This window comes from Aquimarina addita, assembly GCF_039539305.1.
Classification (GTDB): domain Bacteria; phylum Bacteroidota; class Bacteroidia; order Flavobacteriales; family Flavobacteriaceae; genus Aquimarina; species Aquimarina addita.
The window spans coordinates 1-20,238 of record NZ_BAABCW010000015.1 but is presented as its reverse complement, the minus strand read 5'-3'; the positions used below and the strand labels follow the sequence as shown (position 1 = coordinate 20,238).

Genomic DNA, 20,238 nt, shown 5'->3' with positions numbered 1-20,238 from the left:
AACATTAATTATGAAAGGTATTCTTTGGCTTGTTGCCGTTATTTGTATAGTGATTTGGTTATTAGGTTTACTTGGGATTGTCCCGGGAATCGCTACTGGCGGCTTAATTCATATTTTATTAGTAATTGCTGTAATAGTAATATTGTATAACATTATATCTGGTAGAAAACCATTATAATATTACTCAGAAAATTAAAATAGGAATCTCATTTTTGTTTTGAGATTATTCTAAATAATTAACCTCATCTATATAATAGGTGAGGTTTATTGTTTGGAACACTTCTAAGCTTTTAAATAATAGTTTTTAATTTTCATCATATAAAATCGTATCTGATGCATGTATTGCTTTTTTATTCACTTGTTTATCTAAAATTTCTATTCCTTTTTGTATGACTAAAGAATTAGGTAATGTAATATTTCTGTTGTCATCAGTTTTCATAAAAAGATAAAAACCTGTAATATCTTTGACCACACCTGTCCAGTCAAAATCTTTATCCATAATTCTTATACGATCACCTATTCTAACAGGATGGCTAAAAAATAAGATAACACTGGCAGTGAGGTTTGATAAAATAGACCATTGTGCAAAAAAACCAACCCCCAATACAGCTAAAACAGACGAAATAAACACAACAAATTGCTTATGATCTACTCCCCATATTATAGCCAGACAAGATCCTGTTAAAATATAAATAAAAAGATAGCTCAAGTTAGAAATTACTTTTCGTCTATTTATTTCTATTGATTTTACGAAACTAAATCTTTTGATCGCATTTTTAGTAATTAAAATAATAACAATCATTAATCCAATTAATATCAATGTATACAGCAATTCTTTTTGATAAATAATCATTTCATTCTAATTTTATTAAATCGCAAAACTATTTTAAATTTATATACAAAAGAGCAAAATTTTTATTAAAAAAAGTATTATTTTTTAGATTGACTTTGTGATTGGAGAATTTAAAATAGTTGTTTTCAGTTTTTTTAAATCTGCCAATTAATATTTTGAAACTAAGTTGGTTTTTGGACACAAAATATTTTACATACTTTCTCTTTGAAGAGATTAAATAATATATTTTTTGAAAAAACAGCTAATTACTCTATGATTAGCTCATCTTAGCAATTATAATAGAATACAGTAGTATTAGCCAAACCATTCTTACTTTATAATAATAAATACGGTTAAAAAATTGAATAGTTACGCTCTGCATTCTTTTTATTAATAACTTATGCACTATTATTAAAAAGATACAAATGAAAGTTGTCGCAGGTATTGATATTGGAGGGACAAAAACTAAAATAGGTTTAGTAGATAAAGATGGTAATAATCTTGTACAAACAGATTTTTATACTAGAGAATATTTTGATCTGAATGCCTACTTATTACATATTGTTAATACAATTAAAGAGTTGCATACTCAATTGCCAATACCAGGCTATACATTAGTAGGTATAGGTATCGGAGCTCCTAATGCATCGAGCAGAAGAGGTACTATTGAGCATGCTCCTAATTTAGTGTGGAAAGGTATTGTTCCTTTTTTGGACGAATTAAAAAAATTAATAGATCTTCCGGCAAAAATTATGAACGATGCCAGTGCTGCGGCACTAGGTGAAATGCTATTTGGTCATGCCAAAGAAATGAAAGATTTTATTGTAGTCACCTTAGGTACCGGATTCGGCAGTGGTATTGTAGCTAATGGTCAATTAATTGAAGGTTTTGATGGATTCGCAGGAGAATTAGGGCATACGGATCTTACCCTAGGAGATGGTCGATTAACAGGTCTGGGTATCAAAGGAGGATTAGAAGCCTACGTTTCTTCTACTGGTCTGAAACGTACTATATTGTACATGTTATGTAAATATATGGACGATAGTAAGTTTAGATCTTTTTCTTATGATGACCTTCACGGAGAAGATATTATGAAGGCAGCAGAAGAAGGGGATCCTATTGCACTTAAAGCATTTGAATATACAGGTAGAATCTTAGGCTTTGCACTTGCTAATTTCACTGCATTTACTCAACCAGAGGCTTTTTTTTTAATGGGGGGACTTGCTAATAGTGGTTCTTGGATTTTTGAACCTACAAAAAAATATTTGGAAAAACATTTATTGGAAATTTATAAAGGAAAAGTAAAAGTATTACCTTCTGGTATGATTGGTAAAAATGCAGCAATTTTAGGCGCAGCAGCACTTATTTGGGAAGATTTTAAAAAGTAATAAAAAGTGCTTGCTACGGTAAATTAAATTTTTTGTTAAGAAAATCATTCAATCAGAATTACCTCCATACAAGAAAGGATATGCAGTTAGGTACTATTGCAATTTGTTCTTAGTTGATTATCACTAACTCTCTATGGGATTAATAATTTCATCAATTTTTCCTGCAATATACATATGTGCTCCAGCAGAATTTTTGTTCAATACATTGGTCATTAAGCAAACTATGTATTTTGCGCCACTGGGTTGTTCAACAATAATTACAGAATTCATATAATTAAATACATTACCAGCGTAGCTTTTACAATCGGGATCTTTTTCACGGTCACATTTGTAGAAACTTCCGGATTTAAAATATACTGATGCTTCATCTAATCTAGGTGATTTGGCATATCGAATTCTTCTGTCTGTCATATACAGTAAGCGTTTCATTTCTAAGCTTGATTTTTCATCGATAATAGTACCTTGCTCTAATTGTACAAAATATTTCATCAATCCTGCTGGGGTGCCTATACTTCCTCCTTTATCGCCTACATATTTATTAGAAGCTGAAGTAAAAAAACTTCCTAACCTCCATTCGTCTTCTGTAATACCAAGATCTCTTAATGGTTGGTTCACTACAATATTAGCAAGGTTAGTTAGAGAATCTCTTGGTGTTTCTTTAAAATATACCTCTGCTGCTTCTTCTGTTAGTGCTTCATACTTTTCGCCAAAAGCTGCCATTAATAAAGCCTCTCTCCATACTACACTTGCTGCTCCATTATTACTAACAGAGACCATGTGATCTGTCCATTCATACAATGAAAATTCATCACTTGCAACCACCCTTCTTCTTGTTAGCTTATCCGATTTTATATCATAAATAGGAATAGTGTGATGATCGCCAGTTCCCCAATACCTTGCTTGTACTCTCTTATTACGTAACAAAGCAGTTCTTGCATCCCAGGAGTCAGGACATAATTTTTGTAATTGTGTAAACAATGCTGTTAACACTGCAATTTTACCTACACTTCCCGGCTGATATCCTGCATTTTCGCGATATGCTGCATATTTTAAACTATCAGGATTAGTCATATCTAATACAGTGGCAGAGTATCCGCTTCCGGGTAAATATCGTCGTATCTCTTTCGAAAAATCGTCATCTTCCTTAAGAAGAGAGGATACACTATCATTTTTTCTTGATAACAGATTTAGTTGTATATCATTAACCCCTTTATAGCCTCCTTCAGGAATTCTTTTGTTCTCAATACTATCTTGATACATTTTTTGTAATTGGTACAATCGGGCAATCCCGGTTGATTCGTATCCATCGATAGGGTAAGTAATTGTAAATCCAAAAGAAATGAAAATACAAGTAATCATAATAATTTGTAAAATCTTATACATACATCTATAATTTTGAAGTAAGTTTTATTTTTTGAGTATCATCAATTTTTGGAGTAATTGATGTTAAGTAATCAGAGCTTTTTGCTCTTTTGTTTTCCACAAAGGGTCTTATTTGGAATAACCACAAGGTATCATTTTTAAATCCTAACTCTACATCATAAGCTCCTTTGTAATCTGATTGAGTTTTTGCAGGTAGTGTATCTCTAATCGTCTGCGCCAGAGTACGAATATTCTGAATATTTTTTGGGTTTAGGATCGGTTGTTCAAAGGTTGTAATCTGTTTAGAGGTTCCTCCTGTAACTGGCAATCTAAGGTAATCTGACTGTCTGGCAGGAGAAAGGAGTCGACTTGTATTCTTAGAGATCAGATGAGTTTCTGCAGATTGCCCATCAACGGCTCCACCAGCTCCACGGCTAAAGGCTACGGTAAGATCCTCCTCATTTCCTACATTGATTCCTTTGGTGATCATAACTCCAGAATAGGCTACATCAACACTTGGAATAATTAGAATAGAAGGAAACACATTTTCTGGGTTTAATAGATATTGCTGACGCCATTTAAAGCTTCGCTCTGTATATGGTGATGCCCACACATTTTTAATACCTTCAATAATTTTATCTTTAGAAAGAATATTGAAAAGGGTTAAGTTGAGTCCAGCACCAGTAAACTCTTTTAGATCTTCCATATTAGTATCACTTCTTAAAAATACGGGTATTGTACCAATGGCACCATTAAAAACCTTCTGAAATTCGTTTTCTAACTCCGTAATAAAGCTTTGTTCTAATGGCATTTTTTTGATAGCCTCTTTGAGAATATCTAATTTTGCCAGTTGATATACTTCGATTTCTTTTTCTGGGGTATTTGCCACTCTCATACGATCGGCTTCTTTAAAAATATCATTAAGAAATTCCCAGTATGATTTTATACCATCAGGCATTTTTTGATCCATATGTTTCCTGAAAATTCCAAAAGGAATAACCAAGCCTTCTACTACCTGTTCAGGAAACATAGATTTTAACTGACCTAGATTAGCCGCTTTTGGCCCACATAACTTGCCAGAATCATTGGCATTTACATTTGCCATATTTAAGATATTTATCTGATCTAATCTTATTTCATCTACAGGTACTGTAATTTTATTTTTGTTTCGTTCGGTCTTAGAAAAGAGTGCTACCTCTATTAGGGTCATCTCGTTTTCGGGTTTAAGAATAACATTTCCTTTATCTGAAACAGCATAGAATATTCGTTGCCCATCATAAGAAAGTAATGCTTTTAAATTTTCATTTGATAATGCTGCATTGGGAATACCCAGATTACGTGCTAACAATTGTACGTGTGATACCAGATTGCCTTCAGAAACTGTCATAATACCTGCTACCGGCTTAAGATCAGATGGTGGTTTTTGAAAAATATAGATATTCTTTGTATCAACTTCTACATTTTCAGGAGAACCTTCTACCACGACTAATGTTCCTAATGCATAACCTGGATTGAGTCCGCGTACTGAGCTCTGATTATTAATATTCATAACAGCATTAGACATGGATGATTTTACAGCAATAAAAGATCCTAATGTACTTACAGTTTCACCCAGATCAAGTGCAATTGTCGATCTTATTCTATCATCAATAAAGCCATATGCTTTTGGTTCAAACGTAGTATAGATATCTACGATTTCTTCATAATTTGCTTTACCCATTGCAGCACTCCATTCTACAATACTTCTGGTGGTATACAGGAAATCATTTAAAGAGGCTATAGATAATTCATCTTTAGTTGAATACTTCTGAAGATCATTATGTACTGCTTCCCATTCCCATAGTTCTATTAGTCCTGTAGCGGCAGCAGTATGACTTAGGGTATAAACTTTTTGCATTAATTCTTTAACTGTATCTGGTTTCCACTCTTGTGTTTTTTTCAAAAGAATACTTTCTAACTCATTAGAAAGATCCAGAGTCAATAATCGATCATTACTATCAGTAACAGTTGTAATATTTTTACGTATTTCATAAAGTATGGTAGCAATTTGTGGTACTGATACCTGAACAGCATCTGTATCTTTATACAATTTTAGAAAAGACGCTACTTTCTTTTTTAATGAATCACCCGTTTTTATTCTATTTAATTTTTTTTGTAAAGTCGCAACATCAACTGGCTCATAAAATTTGGCAAGCGTTGCATTTAATTTAGTAAATGATTTTTTTAGCTCAGGAGACAATTTATTTTCATACTTATTCCTGAAATTAGTTACCAATTGTATATCTGTTTTATCTGGTTTGCCATGAATTTTAATTCTGGCATCCATAAATTCAGGGAACTCATCTGCAATAATTTTTGATTGACTTCTCATTGCCTGAGCAATATTATTGTCACCATCGTGAGGAATATCCCTTAGAGATTGTCTAATTAAAAAGTAATGTGCGTCAAGATTAGTGTCAGTCTTTAATAACCATTTATAGAAATCAACTCCCCATGTTTCCTCATCTTCAGATTGCACAGCACCTCGATAATATTGACCTTTTCGCAATATCCAACCATTATCAACACTAGAAAGATATTTACCAATTTGATATTGTTTCAATCTACTATGATTATTTTTTTGATCCCAGAATTCAGTAGGGTTAGTGTGGGCAAGAATTTCACCAAAAAAGATATGATGTTCTTTACCTAATTTGATCACTTCTTCTTTGTAACTGGCATGTTGGATACCTCCGCCTATACTATCCGGACATGGATCTTTTGGTGCTCTAATGGTGCCATTTTTACAAAACCATTTGATTCTATAATAAGGACCACGAATATCATTTTTATAATCCGCAATTTGTTTTTTTATGTTAGAAACTGGAATTTCTTGTGCATTCATCACAAAAAAAATCAAGTAGAGAGGAAGTAAGAAGTAAAGTTTTTTATTCATTGATATAGATATTTGTAATCTGTTATAAATATTATATATATAAAACAGACATTGTCTTAAGGCAAATATAGGATTTCATAGCTTCTGTTGTGTTCATAATAATTTTAAATTCATTAGCGAAAAAAATATTTAGACCTGCTAAAGTGGTATTTCAATCATGAGTAAAGGTATTAATCATTTTAAGTATCGTGGGGGTTTAAATATTTGTAAAGGTTTAAGAAAATAGTATGAGAGTGCTTTGTATCAATTTATGATTGTACCTTCAGCATTAAATTCTATGTCCTGTTTTTTTCCATCTTTTTTGATTTCTACATCATAAAACTTTCCTTTAGTATAATGATCTACTTCTTCAAGCTCAACAATTTTATATTCTTTAAAATCAGTTGCAATTTTTTTTCTGATAACCTCTGGAAGATCCTCTTCTTTAATACTCGATTCTGTCTCTATCCATTGACCTGAACTATCAAAATCTGCGCGATAATGAATTCCCTTCTTTTTAAAATTAGCTTCATAATATCCATTTTTATCCTGGTGCCAATCCGGATCGTTTTCGCCTGGATATTTACTTTGAAAGGATTTTTTTACAGATTTGGGTGCTTTTTCTTGTGCAAAAGAAGTACAGGCAAAAATAGTTAAAAAGAAGATTGACAGGGTAGAGGATAATACGTAATTCATTTATAAGTTTTATTTACTAAATAGAGTTGCCAAACTACTAAAGAATATAATGTCTGACTAACTTTATTCATAAAATTCTTGACCGTATTCATATATTGTTAAAATATAAGTCTTTTTATAAGTGAGAAACGTTATTATTATTTTGTAAATAATTATCTCTTTTGTTTGGATACATCGCCATATGTGTAATTATAATATTCATAGAATAAAATTGTAAAAAAGTGTATGGATTAGAATGTTAGAACTCTTGTCAATAAAAAAATGAAATTTATATGAGATTGATAGGTATAATTAATTAACCATTATATTTATAAGATGATTATAAAATCGCTGACTTCATTTTTTACATCTAAAATATTCCCGATTTTAATGGTTAATTTCATTGGGATTTTAGGATATAGTATTGTGGTACCCATATTGATATTTATTGTTACCGATTTTGGGGGTAATGGTTTTATTTATGGGATATTAGGAGCTATGTATCCCTTTTTTCAATTTATTGGTGCACCTATTCTCGGGCGTTTATCGGACAGATTGGGAAGAAAAAAAGTATTAATTATTTCGCAAGCAGGTACATTTCTGGCTTGGATGCTATTTCTTTTGGCGTTTATGCTCCCTAAAACAGTATTATGGTCCCAATCTATTGAAGCGACGGGTAATTATGTAATGACCTTACCGCTGCTGATCATTTTTGTAGCGAGAATATGTGACGGTTTTACGGGGGGAAACATATCAGTCGCTAATGCATATATGTCTGATATCTCAACCGATAAGGACAGAAATGGTAATTTTGGAAAGATGGGAGCTTCCACAAGTCTCGGATTCGTTTTAGGGCCAGCGGTAGCAGGTATTTTAGCTAGTACTATTTTTGGCGAAATTCTACCGCTTATTTTAGCTGCTATTATATCATTGATCGCTATTTTTGTTATCAGTTATAGGCTAAAGGAGAGTGTACCTTGTGTTGTGAATACAGAAGGTATATCTTTTAAAAACTTTCGTAGGTTTTTTCAAGTTGAACACAAAGATTGTTTTGCAGAGGGCGAACTGAATTCGAATAGCAGATCAAAGATAGGATGGAAATCTATTCTCAAAATATCTGGTATACCTTTGCTATATACTATATATTTTTTAACGTTTTTTTCGTTTAGTCTCTTTTATGCAGGTCTTCCAATTTATGCCAATACACTTTTAAAATGGTCTGCAACGGAGTTAGGTCTTTTCTTAGCATATTCCAGTCTTATTATGGTTGTTGTGCAAGGACCAGTATTATCAAGGTTATCAAAAAAAGTTTCTAATTATACGCTAGTTCTTGCGGGATCATTTCTTTTAGGTGTAAGTTTTTTATTGCTAAGTAGAGAAAATAGTGTCTTGCTGTATGTAGCTAATACATTACTTTCTGTAGGAAACGGTATTATGTGGCCTAGTTTTCTATCAATATTATCATCAACAGGTTCAAGAGCTTCACAAGGGACAATACAGGGATATGGGACTTCTATGGGCAGTATTGCAAGCATGCTGGGTCTTATAACTGGCGGCTTTCTTTTTGAAAGTATCGCAACCTTTGTATTTTTAATTGGTGGCTTTGTTTTCTTTATTATTACAGTTCTGATGCTTATTCATAGAATCAATCATCAATCCAATCTGCAAAATAGTTAAATGCTATTTAATTTTATTGATATGATATCACTTTATATAAAAATCGCTTGAGGATAATAATATAAATTTTATGAGCTTTAAGAAAAGTTTATTAAATACTTTTATCTTATAAATAATTATTAGTATTTATGTTTTTTCCAGGTTTTAAAGCAATTAATTTTATCATACATCAATTTTTGATTAAACAAAATTCAATAAAGAACTTTTTAAAACCATTACAGTTAAATAGGTTGTTTTTATAAAATTATCTTTCACAAAAATGTTTTTATGGAAACCTGGATATATGCCAATGCACAAACTATTTTAAAAGTATTTATTTCAATAATTTTAATTTTTAGTATAGTAATAATTATAACCAGAATTTCAGGACTTAGAACCTTTGCTAAGATGTCTAGTTTTGATTTTTCCTCTACTATTGCCATAGGCTCAATAATTGCAGCAGTAATTATGAATAGTGGACAATCTATTGTAAAAGGGGCAGTTGCACTAGGGGGTATTATTTTATTTCAGGCATTGTTTTCATTTGCCATACGCAAATCAAAATTTCTTCAATCACTATTCACAAACAAGCCACAACTTCTAATGAGAAATGGTGAGATTTTATACGATAATTTATCAAAGTGTAATATAGGAGAACACGATCTAATTGCTAAATTGAGAGAAGCAAATGTGTTACATTTTGATGAGGTGTTAGCAGTTGTATTAGAGTCAACCGGAGATATATCTGTATTGCATAGTTCTGATGACACGCAGCTGATGGATAAAATATTACTAGGTGTAGACTTGGAAAATGAATAATAAAGTTAGATTATAATGTTGCCTACATAATAAATTCCACAATTTTCGGACTTGATTCCATATTAACCTACTAATTGTATTTTGTGTACGATTTGTATACCTTTTTTTAAAGCTCTCAAAATGCCCATCAATAAGGCGATTCAAAAACTTTGCGGAGAATGAGGAACTATCCAGAATTCTTACTTTATCAGTTTTTAAAGGGCTTCTAAGAGGTCTAAAAATTTAGTGACTCCGAATTAGCCCCTTTTTAACATTAGTTTAACTAAAACTCTAAAATTTGTTGCTGTTTAGGGTAATTTGGACTAGTAATGGTAGTCTAAATGATTACCTCCATTTTTGTTATTCTTCAATAAATATTTTTACTTACTAATTTTATATTTTAATTTTAAAGTAGTTTTTAAATGTGTAATTCTTTTCAAAAATATTTTCTGCTTACGATATTTTGCATTCAAAATATCCAAGATTAAATAATCGCTATATAATAGTAAGAAAATAAAAAGGAAAAGTAATAAACTATAAACAAGAACCAATTTAGAATCTAATATAAAGTCTTTGGAATTACTCAAAATTAATGTGGTATAAATCCCAAATAGAAGTGTAATAATTGGGAATGACTGTTTAAAGAGACTTTTTAATCCATATTTAGTAATTGGAACCAATTGATTATTCTTTGCCTCTTCCTCAATGATTTCTAACAAACCTATATCCTTCTTATTTCCAAAAAGATGTCCTTCTAAAACCATTTTTTTATAAAATAGTTTACTTATTTTTTTTTCATATTTATGTGAAGGGAATATTCTTAAAAAACCTTTCCGCTCTGATTTCATTTTTAGCTTTTTACATATCAATTCGTTTATGTAACCAAATAGGGTAAATTGAACAACAGTTATGATACTACCCCATATCAAAAACACATACTGGATTTTAGTAATGTTCAAGAATAACAACATTGGAATGGATATCAATACAAGAATAGTATGGTGTATATATGTGGGATTATTGTACCATTTTAATTCTTTAAAAATGAAGTTTTTATTTGAAAATTCATTGTGAATTTTTTCTGCTTTTAAACTTAAAGTGTTCATGATAATATAAATTTATAGGTTATGAGCTTAAATTACAATTTAGTTTTTAATCTACTCACAGCACATTCCCTTTCATTTCGTTACTCTTCATTATAGGCAAAGAGCTTCCTTACACAGGTCTTGAACACAATTCCCAATTTTTGCTTTCCATTCCGTTAACCCTTCCCGCTATGCTAGAAAGTAACACTTCATTCTTGAGCCAAAATTGTGAATCAAGTCCTTCAAATCGAAATTCCATTAATACTTAGCCTCACTTCCTTCCATTTTGAACTTCACCTAGTTTTTTAATTCACTTACCAAGCTCTCATCATCACCTTTTTTTGTCAGCAAAACAACAACATTCAGTTTTGAACTACGGCATAAACCAGGCTCGTGCCTCGCTCTTTTTTATACGTCTTATCAAATCTGAATATTGAATCACACAGGGCATCAAAAAAAGGTAACAACGAAGGCTCTATGGGAAGTAAATCAAAATATCGAACTATGAAATCATCTCAAAATATCCAAAAAGAAAGTGGTACTAAAAATCAAAAAAAGGAAAACACTCTGGATATAATAAGTAAATCACTTTAAAAAAATGAATATTAATCTTTAAATATATAATTATGAGTACTCTAAAAAATCATGTACAGTTAATTGGAAATGTTGGACAAGAACCAACCATTACAAACCTTGAAAGTGGTAAAAAAGTGGCTCGCTTTTCTTTAGCTACCAATGAGAATTACAAAGACAGCAAAGGCGAAAAACAAACAGATACCAATTGGCACACGGTAGTTGCTTGGGGCAAAGTTGCTGAAATCATTGAAAAGTATGTAGTAAAAGGCAAAGAGGTTGGAATTGCTGGAAAACTAAAAACAAGAAGCTATGAAACCGAAGAAGGCAATCAACGCTATGTTACGGAAGTTGAAGCAAATGAAATCCTGCTTTTAGGCAGTAAGTAAACAAAAATAAAGAGGGCATCTCTGTGGAAAGTTCTGCCCTCTTTTTCATTATTAATCTCTAAAGAAAAGAACAATGAAGAACAAAGTTAACGAAATACAGATTAGTTACAAAGAGCGTATAACATCACCTTTTTGGAAAAAGATAAATTCATCACAAGATGCTAGTGAATTAATATATGAGCATTGGAACAAAAACACCATTGAGGTACAAGAATCCTTTAAAGTTATACTTTTAAATAATAGTAATAAAGTAAAAGGGATTTATGAACTTTCAAAAGGTGGGATAACTGGAACCATGATTGATTTAAGGATATTATTTGCAGTAGTACTAAAAACATTATCAGTAGGAATTATATTAACTCATAATCATCCATCAGGAAAATTATTTCCTAGTGAAGCCGATAAAAAGATTACCGAAAAAATAAAAAGTGCAGCTATACTTTTTGATATAAAAATTCTAGACCATTTGATTATCACACCGAATGGAGACTACTACAGTTTTGCAGATAATTCAATTCTTTAAGCCATGGTCTATTTGAATTATAACAACCTCGATAATGAAACCCAACAGCGATTATTAAATATTTCTAAAGAAGATGTTGAAAGTAAAAGTGGAGAAGATTTGAAAACTTATGCGAAAGAAAATCATATTGAATACGATACTATTCTATATGAAGAAGCTGTAAAAAATCTCTACAATTATAAGTATGTTTTTAATATTTAATTTTTAGAATTAACCAACTAAGACCTTTGAACTTTCAGAGGTCTTTTTTTATGCCTAAAATTTGGGTGACTATTTCAAAACTTGACGTTCAAGTTCCTAATTTATTTTGGAATCATAGAAACTATAGTGAAAACAAGGTATTTGATAACATTCTACGTTTCAAAATGGCATCTCAATTAGATACATTTATAAAGCTCAGTATGAAGATAAAAGCAACCGACTTTTTAGTCAGGTTGTTTGGAATTTTGTTCGCTTTTGGCGAACGAAATGGAAAAGCAAGAGGGTAACACGCGTTGCGATGTTTCAGTAAGGCTCTTGTTTTTTAAATAACTGAAAAACAGTTATTTAAAAAATTAAATCATACGATTAATAATAATTGAAGCTGGTTTTTAGAGTAAAAACGAAATCAGCCCAATAAAATCAAGGAATTTTTAGAGTAAAAATGGATAGCGGATACGAAAAAGAGCAGTTTACCACGATTAGTTTTAAACACTCCGTTGCTAAAAAATTTAGAAGTTTTAGCAAGAAAATGCAGGCGTCTAATTCTATGACATTATTAATGATGCTCGATTTTTTTGAAGCCAATAACCTTTCCCCAAATGAGTCTATTGGTCCAACAATTCACACCCTTGAAAACTTAATTAAAAAACGAGTGAGTGCCGTTATCGCTATTTTAAGAGATATGGAAAAGAGCCAAACCAGACCAACAGTAGCCATGATGCAATCGCTTTTTCAAGAAATAGAACCCAAAAATAAACCCCTATTGGTCGAGAAGAAAAATTTAAAGGAAGAAGGAAAAATTCGCTTTCAAGAAAAACAAAACAGGAATAACGAATTATAAAATTAAGGGCATGTATATAACCATTACACCACAAAAATTAGGAGGCTCATATTCTCAGAGTGTAGGTGATTATGTGGGTTATCTAGAGAAAGAAAATCAAGGTTTGGAACAAGAGGAAATGGAGCATTTTTTTAATCAATATGGGGATAAAATAAATGCTAAAGAAGTGGTTAGAGAAATTGATGGAAATGGAGGAAAACTTAAAAAGACAGAACCAAAATTTTATTCCATTACAGTAAGCCCAAGTAAATACGAGTTGAAGCAATTACAAAATAACAGCAAAGATTTGAAAGTTTACACCCGAGAATTAATGAAAGATTATGTTCAGTCTTTCAATAGAGAAATCAATGGCAAACCCATAACTATTGATAACATAAAATATTTTGCCAAAATAGAACATCAACGCACCTTTAAAGGAACGGATATTCAGGTGAAGGAAAACCAACCTTATGCTACAAAAATACTTCAGTTAAAACAAGATATTCGAAAAATTGAAAACGGTGAACTAAAAGGAAACATCAAAAACCTGAATCAGAAAATAAGTCGATTAGAAAAAGAAGCACCCCATCAACAAAATGGAAAACGCATAGTACAAGGTATGCAAAAGGAAGGAAACCAGAGCCATATTCATATCATTGTAAGTCGTAAAGATGCTTCTAATTCTGTGAGTTTATCTCCTGGAAGTAAATACAAAGCTTCGGATGTTATTATGAATGGTAAGAACGTAAAACGTGGTTTTGATAGAGATAGATTTTTTACAAACGCTGAAAAAACTTTTGATAAACAATTTGGCTATAAAAGAAATTATGCTGAATCCTATAAAGCCAAGAAGGATTTTATTAAAAACCCAAAACTCTATTTTTCTGTATTAATGGGCTTACCTGCAAATGAAAAAGCAGCAGCTTTCAAAATTTTAGGCAAATCAGGAGTACCGATGATGAACATTCCAACTAGTAAGGTTCAATTAGCTATAAGAGCAATAAAACGACTTAAAAAGGGAGTAGATATAGCGATTAAATCAAGTTCTATTGGTATATGAGTTGGTCGTTAGCACATACCATCCTTTATGCTATAGTTCCAGTACTGTTGCTCATTACTGTCTTTTATGTATTCTTACATAATGACCAAAGCACAAAATCAGATGAAAAATATCTGGTCAAATTCAAGATTAAATCGGGCAAATTTCAAATCGATAATATTAAGAGAGGAGCATCTGTAATAGGTTCTGCAGGCAGTGGAAAAACGGAAAGTGTAGTCTATAATTTTTTACAACATTTTAGTAAGTACTCGTTTTGCGGAGTTATTCATGATTACAAACATTTTGAACTTACGGAAATGGCATTTCCGCTATTTGAAGGGCATAAAATTCCGTTTTATATTGTTTCGTTCGATACAATTTTTCATCGGGCAAACCCTATTGCACCTCGCTATATACAAAATGAGGAAAGTGTTAATGAAGTTTCTAGAGTGTTAGTTGAAAATTTATTAGAACACAAAGAATCTGGTAGTTCTGGAACTTCAAAATTTTTCACTGATGCAGCTGAAGGATTGATTAGTGGTCTTATTTGGAAACTGAAAACCTCATATCCTAATTACTGTACTCTTCCTCACTTAATAGCTATCTATCAAATATTAGATACAGAAAGTTTAATTGCATTTTTAGAAAGTAATACAATTGCTAGAGCCATGGCAGATGCATTTATAAGTGGTAAAGATTCAGACAGGCAAACAGCAGGAGTAAAAAGCACCTTAGCTAATGCTTTCAAAAAAATAAGTACACAACGCATTTTTATGACATTATCAGCAGATGAAGCACCATTGGATATTAATAGTCAAGAAAATCCAGGTGTCATTTCAGTAGTAAATAATCCTAAATATGAATCTGCTTATTCTCCTATAATCGCAACCGTTATACATACTATTACTAAACAAATGAGTGTTAGAAATGCTAAGCCTTCTTTTTTAATGATGGAAGAGGCTCCAACCATTCGATTATTAAATATGCATCGTATTCCTGCTACATTACGTAGTTATAATATAGCAACTGTTTACGTTATGCAGGATAAAATACAGAATGATATGATGTATGGAGATAAGGCAAGTAAAGCTATTTTGAGCAACTTATCCTATCAGTTTTTTGGAAAGGTAAATGACCCTGATACAGCAAAATATTACGAACGTTTTTTTGAGCTTATAAAACAACCTACAAAGAGCATTAGTAAAAGCAGTGGATTGAGTTTGGAGAGTCGTATTACCAGAGGAGAAAAGGAAGTTTCTAAACGTAGAGCAGATATTTTTTTCAGACTAAAACAAGGTGAATTTATAACATTTGCTGATGGTAAGGATAAAAAAGTACAGTTTAAACTTTCTCAAATTGAAAAGCGATTACCAGCACCAAAAAACATTTGTTCTAAAGAAGATTTACAAGAAAATTTTGAACAGATTTATAAAGATGTTAGGCTAATTTTTAAATAAACTACTTTAAGTTAATATTATGTAACTATTTAATTTTCTTATATTTATAATAAAAATGTAATTTTTATGAATAGAAAATACCTTAAAATAATACTGATGTTACTATCCACATCAAGTGTAGTATGTCAAGTTGAATATGACAGTATACTTAATAATGAATTAAAAAAGTACAAAGCTAATAATAGTGTTATCCAATCAAAGTTGTTTGATGAAAATATGTCTACTGCATTTAGCAACGTAATATTTTCTAATTCTGACTTAGTATCCAACACATCTGCATTTGGATATTCTCAAAATGAAGAGAAAACCAATGTTTCTATTAATACCAATATTAAGCTTAAATCTACTAAATACTTACGTATTGGGGCTTCAGCAACAGGTAGCAAGAGTGTTTTTGAATTTTACTCAAATGATTCATGGAATAATAATGTATCCTTTAATATTGGATATGTTTTTAAGGTTTTGAAATCAAGCACTTCTTATTCTATTAGTCCAGAATCTAAACAACTATTAAATGAAAGGAGAAAAATAAGTGCCAGTAAACCTATTTATGAAAAAAAATGGTATACTAAAGATGTTTTGGATTCATTGAAAGATTTCAAAGAAGATGTGTTAAACAGAGAAACGGGGCTTAAAGAAAAGTATACTAACATCTTGAAAAATAAACCCCATTTTAAAAAATTTATAGAAAACAAAAATTATGAAGCTTTATACAAAGCTATTCATGAAGAAAAAGAACTTATTAGGAAGTATCTAAAAGTGGCTGAATTTGGAACAAAATCAGAGATGGAATCGTACATCAAAAATAAACTTTACGAGTTTGATAAACAAAATGATATTACTTATGGTTATAGTTTGAAATGGGTAGATATAAATCTAAGTTTAGGAAACGGAACCTATAAGTTTACAGAAGACAATATCGAAATGGATATTGTTAATGATTTTGAAAATGAATTTGACTTGTCCGAAGATTTAAATCGATTGAAAACTACACTTTCGTTAAGCTTCAATCATACTAAAAATGTAAATAATTTAGTCTGGTATTATCAATTAGGAACATCATTTTCATCTGGTTCTTTCTTAGAAAACCCTCTCATTAACGGGACACCAAAAATAGTTCAGAATGACTCTGGTGAGTTTACGATAGAGGATGAAGATGAAAAGGGATTGGGTAAGTTTTCAGATATCAAAGACAATTTACAAACAGGTTCATTTAATGCCTATGGTGCTTTATTTTTTACCAAAAAGAAAAATTTTGGATTTAATGTTGCAATAGCACATAATTATCTGATAGATAAACCTAGTGAAGTATTTTATAAAAATAACTTTACCACTCTATTTGGACCAATATTCAGAAAAGTAAAGGATAATAAAACATCTCTGACTTTTGGTATAGATTTAGGATGGAATAATGCAATTTATAATACAAAAGTAACGGGTGATTTTACTGGAAGGATAAGATTGGGGATTCCATTCAATATTTATGAAAAGAAGAAGACTAAAAAATAATTTATGACTTCAGAATTTGATTTGAACAAATTATAATTATGCAGCATTCATAAAGCAAAAGAAATAACACATCTATACTACACAAATACTGTCGCAAACATCAATAAATTTCTTAGAATTAAAAAAACTTAAAATTTCAGAAATATGAATATATCAATTCCTTTAAAACTTTACTACGATAGTGAATTAATCAGTCTTGAGAAACCAAAACATCAAATTTCAATAGAATTAAAGAACGGTAATAATAAAATAACTTCAGAGCCCATTGAATGTGGAGTAGCTAAAAACATTGAGGGCGAAACTAAAAAGTTATTTGCAACATTTAGTTTCAATTATGATTTTGATGAAATCAATTCTAAGCTAACAATAGTGTCAAGTGAACTAAACACTCCAGATTCAATCAATTTTAGAATTGGACACCCTGGATATCCTCAAATAACCACTTTTAAGAAGGAAGAAAGCTTGAATTCAACAAAAAAATTAAATGATATAACGTACAAGTCTACTTTATTTATGGGTTTGGAATCAATTATAGATAAAGAGAGAATAAATATTAAAAATGCTATAATAGACGAGTCAAATAAAAAAGGAGTTACAGTTTTTGTTAAATCCCCTTTCCCAAAAATGAACTTGGAAGACTATCAAAATCTTTCTCTAGTTTATGATGTAAATGAAAAAACCATTGAACCGTTTAATTTCAATAAAGTATACGATGTAACAAAGAAAATTTTTCATATTGAGTCCTACTTCAAAGACATAGTATATTTTCCTTCTAATCAAAAATTTGCGAATGTTATAGGAAGTACACACGACCCAGATATTAAAGGTCAATCTTGGTTAGAATTATGGAGAAATTCATTTAAAGCGAAGTCAAAAATTTGCGCCTCTTTTGAATATAATGGCTTTAATTGTACAAATGGTTCTGATAACGGTAAACACTTAGTTGGTGGACACGTAATCTTAGGTGATAAAGCCAGCAAAGTAGAAGTTGGGTCTGACGATGTTTATATTATCCCAATTTGTAAGGCACATAATAACAATAATAAAGTTTTTATGATGCCTATCCATGTTAGAAGAGCTGTTAGGCTTGGAGGTTTCATGCAAGATAATTTTGTTTAATATTCTATGAATCATAAAAAAATATAAAAGAGTATAAAATCCTTAGTTTTTAATTTCAAGACACTCATAAAACTAAGTAAATAATACGCTTATATAACTAAAAAAACAGTTCTTTATAAATAATTTTTATTAAGAAGCCTATCTTGAATTGCAAAGTAGGGTTCACACTTTTTACTTCATATAATTCCTCTGATACTTATTCACTATACATTACATTAATACACCATTCTTAGCTTCAATTGTAAGAGGTAAATTAGTTTCTCCTAACATTTCTCGTAAATCTATTTCTATAGTTCTACAGAGCGATAACATAGGTATATCATTACCTAATCCTTCAAATGGATTTTCAGAATAGTCACCTACAAGCTCCATCATTAGAAAAACCCAAGCAACTAGAATTGTAAAGGGTATAGATAACCAAATACCATATTCACCAAAACTATTAAATTCTGATGCCATTCCGAATGGAAGTAAAAAGATGAAAATAGCAATAAAAACGAAACTCATACTACCATATTGACGGGGTAAAGGGAATTTTTTAATACGCTCACACTGACCTTGAAATGTATAAAAATCGTTAAGGATTTTCTGTAGCTCCATATGACGAAAATCGTCAATCAAGTTATTACTTCTTGCTTCTTTAAGGTCTTGCGACTGCTGGTCTATAATTTGGGTAGCTGTATTTTTAGAATTAATAAGGCGTTCTAGTTCATTTTCTGGTAACAATTCTCTTAATTCTTTCTCTGTAATCGCATCACTATAAAGACCAACCCCAAATTTTTTGATTTGCCCTTTAATATGTTTTTCCATTATTTTTCCTTGTCTAATATGCTCCCAAGGAGTAGAAACAAGTAACTGACTACGTAGGGTATACAACCAAGCAATGTGCCTATAAATAAGTCTTTCTTGTACAGCCTTTAGAGTAGCATCGTCTGAATTTGTAAATTGATTACTTACATACCCTCTAATATTTGAACCCCAACTACGGCTAGAGTTAACTATAGCTCCCCATATTTTACGCGCTTCCCATAGTCGGTCATATGCGCTGTTATTCTTAAAACCTACATAAAAAGCTACAGCTGTACCAATAAGTGATAAGGGTAGCCAAGGAATCGATAACCATTCCCAACCAGTAAATTTTACTACACTAACAACCAAAGTAACCCAAAGAGTTAACCATATTAAATGCCCACCACTAAAAACTAGTATTGACTTAATTCCAAAATTCTTTTTTATGTACATATTTTAAAACTTGTTTGTTTTGGTCTTACTTTTTTGTAACAGCTGCTAATTTATAAATAAGTATTTATAGAATAGTAAAATATGATAAATAGAAAAATGAGGAGTAAAAATTCATCAGATACAATGACCATTTTATACAATTATAACAAATTAACAAAATATAGATTTGAAGAATTATTTAGACAATGTAATCCCATTCTATTAGCATTAAAGAATACTATACTTTAAAATTATAAGGCTCACAAAACAAAAAGCAATTATGAAAAATTTGATAGGAATAGATAAAAACAACAAAGGAAACCTATAATTTAAGCAAACAAATATTCTTATCTGCTAAAGAAGAATTTAATATAAGAACACTACTATACAGTGAACTTCTTGAAAAAGAAAAAACAGTTATCAATGCGCAAACTAACTACATAAATGCTGTTTATAATTACTTTGTAGCTAAACTTAATTATGATGTTGCTAAAGGTGTGTATTAGTTAGGTCATTGTAAAAGGTAGTATCCAAAAAACTGTGTAAAAAGAAAAGAGGCTGTCTAAAAAGGCAGTCTTTTTTTTGTATAAAATTTCGGTTATTTGTAAATTTAGATTATGAGTCGCAAAGTAATCTTCAAGACTTACGATCAAGATCAGTTAAGTCTTTTACCACCT

Annotated in this window: 19 protein-coding genes; 13 read left to right on the top strand and 6 right to left on the bottom strand. The window is 30.8% G+C overall.

Annotated elements, in window-relative coordinates:
* Positions 1–10: 10 nt before the first annotated feature.
* The gene (locus ABD816_RS16150) at positions 11–178 is read left to right on the top strand and encodes a lmo0937 family membrane protein (RefSeq protein WP_344929146.1); all 168 of its coding nucleotides are present in this window, start codon (positions 11–13) and stop codon (positions 176–178) included.
* A gap of 126 nt (positions 179–304) precedes the next feature.
* Here ABD816_RS16150 and ABD816_RS16145 read toward each other — a convergent pair whose 3' ends face one another.
* A complete protein-coding gene (locus ABD816_RS16145; protein WP_344929145.1) occupies positions 305–853 on the bottom strand; it encodes a mechanosensitive ion channel domain-containing protein in 549 nt (182 codons plus the stop codon).
* Positions 854–1,257: 404 nt separating this feature from the next.
* Here ABD816_RS16145 and ABD816_RS16140 point away from each other — a divergent pair, with 404 nt between their 5' ends.
* Complete coding sequence (locus ABD816_RS16140; RefSeq protein WP_344929143.1) at positions 1,258–2,220, top strand: ROK family protein; 963 nt, start codon at positions 1,258–1,260, stop codon at positions 2,218–2,220.
* Between the two features lie 123 nt (positions 2,221–2,343).
* On the opposite strand, the gene ABD816_RS16135 is transcribed toward ABD816_RS16140, so the two are convergent.
* From ABD816_RS16135 to ABD816_RS16125, 3 genes are all read right to left on the bottom strand, one after another.
* A complete protein-coding gene (locus ABD816_RS16135; RefSeq protein WP_344929141.1) occupies positions 2,344–3,603 on the bottom strand; it encodes a serine hydrolase in 1,260 nt (419 codons plus the stop codon).
* A gap of 4 nt (positions 3,604–3,607) precedes the next feature.
* On the bottom strand, positions 3,608–6,517 hold the full coding sequence (locus ABD816_RS16130) for a PEP/pyruvate-binding domain-containing protein (protein ID WP_344929138.1): 2,910 nt from the start codon (positions 6,515–6,517) through the stop codon (positions 3,608–3,610).
* Positions 6,518–6,760: 243 nt separating this feature from the next.
* Entirely contained in the window at positions 6,761–7,192 is a 432-nt protein-coding gene (locus ABD816_RS16125; RefSeq protein WP_344929137.1) for a PepSY-like domain-containing protein, read from the bottom strand.
* Between the two features lie 369 nt (positions 7,193–7,561).
* Here ABD816_RS16125 and ABD816_RS16120 point away from each other — a divergent pair, with 369 nt between their 5' ends.
* Together ABD816_RS16120 and ABD816_RS16115 are read left to right on the top strand one after the other, a co-directional pair.
* Entirely contained in the window at positions 7,562–8,848 is a 1,287-nt protein-coding gene (locus tag ABD816_RS16120) for an MFS transporter (protein WP_344929136.1), read from the top strand.
* 267 nt (positions 8,849–9,115) lie between these two features.
* Positions 9,116–9,646, top strand: coding sequence for a DUF421 domain-containing protein (locus ABD816_RS16115; protein ID WP_344929135.1), 531 nt, complete (start codon positions 9,116–9,118; stop codon positions 9,644–9,646).
* 359 nt (positions 9,647–10,005) lie between these two features.
* Here the strand turns inward: ABD816_RS16115 and ABD816_RS16110 are convergent, their stop codons facing one another.
* Positions 10,006–10,389 (bottom strand): hypothetical protein, encoded by a 384-nt coding sequence (locus ABD816_RS16110; protein WP_344929134.1) that lies wholly within the window; start codon positions 10,387–10,389, stop codon positions 10,006–10,008.
* Between the two features lie 947 nt (positions 10,390–11,336).
* Between ABD816_RS16110 and ABD816_RS16105 the strand changes: the two genes are divergently transcribed.
* From ABD816_RS16105 to ABD816_RS16065, 9 genes are all read left to right on the top strand, one after another.
* On the top strand, positions 11,337–11,672 hold the full coding sequence (locus ABD816_RS16105) for a single-stranded DNA-binding protein (protein WP_344929132.1): 336 nt from the start codon (positions 11,337–11,339) through the stop codon (positions 11,670–11,672).
* 73 nt (positions 11,673–11,745) lie between these two features.
* Positions 11,746–12,195 carry a JAB domain-containing protein gene (locus ABD816_RS16100; protein WP_344929131.1) on the top strand — a complete coding sequence of 150 codons (450 nt, stop codon included), beginning with the start codon at positions 11,746–11,748 and terminating at the stop codon, positions 12,193–12,195.
* A gap of 3 nt (positions 12,196–12,198) precedes the next feature.
* Positions 12,199–12,396 (top strand): hypothetical protein, encoded by a 198-nt coding sequence (locus ABD816_RS16095; RefSeq protein ID WP_344929130.1) that lies wholly within the window; start codon positions 12,199–12,201, stop codon positions 12,394–12,396.
* 50 nt (positions 12,397–12,446) lie between these two features.
* Entirely contained in the window at positions 12,447–12,683 is a 237-nt protein-coding gene (locus ABD816_RS16090; protein ID WP_344929128.1) for a hypothetical protein, read from the top strand.
* A gap of 155 nt (positions 12,684–12,838) precedes the next feature.
* Positions 12,839–13,237, top strand: a complete 399-nt coding sequence (locus ABD816_RS16085) for a BfmA/BtgA family mobilization protein (RefSeq protein ID WP_344929126.1) — start codon at positions 12,839–12,841, stop codon at positions 13,235–13,237.
* A 10-nt stretch (positions 13,238–13,247) separates the two neighbouring features.
* Positions 13,248–14,276, top strand: a complete 1,029-nt coding sequence (gene mobB / locus ABD816_RS16080; protein ID WP_344929124.1) for a MobB family relaxase — start codon at positions 13,248–13,250, stop codon at positions 14,274–14,276.
* Positions 14,273–15,712 (top strand): type IV secretory system conjugative DNA transfer family protein, encoded by a 1,440-nt coding sequence (locus ABD816_RS16075; RefSeq protein ID WP_344929122.1) that lies wholly within the window; start codon positions 14,273–14,275, stop codon positions 15,710–15,712. The genes mobB and ABD816_RS16075 overlap by 4 nt, the downstream gene beginning before the upstream one ends.
* A gap of 66 nt (positions 15,713–15,778) precedes the next feature.
* Complete coding sequence (locus ABD816_RS16070; protein WP_344929119.1) at positions 15,779–17,221, top strand: hypothetical protein; 1,443 nt, start codon at positions 15,779–15,781, stop codon at positions 17,219–17,221.
* 144 nt (positions 17,222–17,365) lie between these two features.
* A complete protein-coding gene (locus tag ABD816_RS16065) occupies positions 17,366–18,340 on the top strand; it encodes a hypothetical protein (protein WP_344929117.1) in 975 nt (324 codons plus the stop codon).
* A 210-nt stretch (positions 18,341–18,550) separates the two neighbouring features.
* On the opposite strand, the gene ABD816_RS16060 is transcribed toward ABD816_RS16065, so the two are convergent.
* A complete protein-coding gene (locus tag ABD816_RS16060) occupies positions 18,551–19,582 on the bottom strand; it encodes a bestrophin family protein (RefSeq protein WP_344929116.1) in 1,032 nt (343 codons plus the stop codon).
* Between the last annotated feature and the right edge of the window lie 656 nt (positions 19,583–20,238).

What these genes read in the sequence shown, in the direction of transcription:
- ABD816_RS16065 (WP_344929117.1), top strand. Translation starts at nt 17,366, where the DNA reads ATGAATATATCAATTCCTTTAAAACTTTACTACGATAGTGAATTAATC.
- ABD816_RS16145 (WP_344929145.1), bottom strand. Translation starts at nt 853, where the DNA reads ATGATTATTTATCAAAAAGAATTGCTGTATACATTGATATTAATTGGA.
- ABD816_RS16150 (WP_344929146.1), top strand. Translation starts at nt 11, where the DNA reads ATGAAAGGTATTCTTTGGCTTGTTGCCGTTATTTGTATAGTGATTTGG.
- ABD816_RS16115 (WP_344929135.1), top strand. Translation starts at nt 9,116, where the DNA reads ATGGAAACCTGGATATATGCCAATGCACAAACTATTTTAAAAGTATTT.
- ABD816_RS16140 (WP_344929143.1), top strand. Translation starts at nt 1,258, where the DNA reads ATGAAAGTTGTCGCAGGTATTGATATTGGAGGGACAAAAACTAAAATA.
- ABD816_RS16070 (WP_344929119.1), top strand. Translation starts at nt 15,779, where the DNA reads ATGAATAGAAAATACCTTAAAATAATACTGATGTTACTATCCACATCA.
- ABD816_RS16100 (WP_344929131.1), top strand. Translation starts at nt 11,746, where the DNA reads ATGAAGAACAAAGTTAACGAAATACAGATTAGTTACAAAGAGCGTATA.
- ABD816_RS16095 (WP_344929130.1), top strand. Translation starts at nt 12,199, where the DNA reads ATGGTCTATTTGAATTATAACAACCTCGATAATGAAACCCAACAGCGA.
- ABD816_RS16130 (WP_344929138.1), bottom strand. Translation starts at nt 6,517, where the DNA reads ATGAATAAAAAACTTTACTTCTTACTTCCTCTCTACTTGATTTTTTTT.
- ABD816_RS16060 (WP_344929116.1), bottom strand. Translation starts at nt 19,582, where the DNA reads ATGTACATAAAAAAGAATTTTGGAATTAAGTCAATACTAGTTTTTAGT.
- ABD816_RS16110 (WP_344929134.1), bottom strand. Translation starts at nt 10,389, where the DNA reads ATGGTTTTAGAAGGACATCTTTTTGGAAATAAGAAGGATATAGGTTTG.
- ABD816_RS16135 (WP_344929141.1), bottom strand. Translation starts at nt 3,603, where the DNA reads ATGTATAAGATTTTACAAATTATTATGATTACTTGTATTTTCATTTCT.
- ABD816_RS16105 (WP_344929132.1), top strand. Translation starts at nt 11,337, where the DNA reads ATGAGTACTCTAAAAAATCATGTACAGTTAATTGGAAATGTTGGACAA.
- mobB (WP_344929124.1), top strand. Translation starts at nt 13,248, where the DNA reads ATGTATATAACCATTACACCACAAAAATTAGGAGGCTCATATTCTCAG.
- ABD816_RS16085 (WP_344929126.1), top strand. Translation starts at nt 12,839, where the DNA reads ATGGATAGCGGATACGAAAAAGAGCAGTTTACCACGATTAGTTTTAAA.
- ABD816_RS16075 (WP_344929122.1), top strand. Translation starts at nt 14,273, where the DNA reads ATGAGTTGGTCGTTAGCACATACCATCCTTTATGCTATAGTTCCAGTA.
- ABD816_RS16120 (WP_344929136.1), top strand. Translation starts at nt 7,562, where the DNA reads ATGGTTAATTTCATTGGGATTTTAGGATATAGTATTGTGGTACCCATA.
- ABD816_RS16090 (WP_344929128.1), top strand. Translation starts at nt 12,447, where the DNA reads ATGCCTAAAATTTGGGTGACTATTTCAAAACTTGACGTTCAAGTTCCT.
- ABD816_RS16125 (WP_344929137.1), bottom strand. Translation starts at nt 7,192, where the DNA reads ATGAATTACGTATTATCCTCTACCCTGTCAATCTTCTTTTTAACTATT.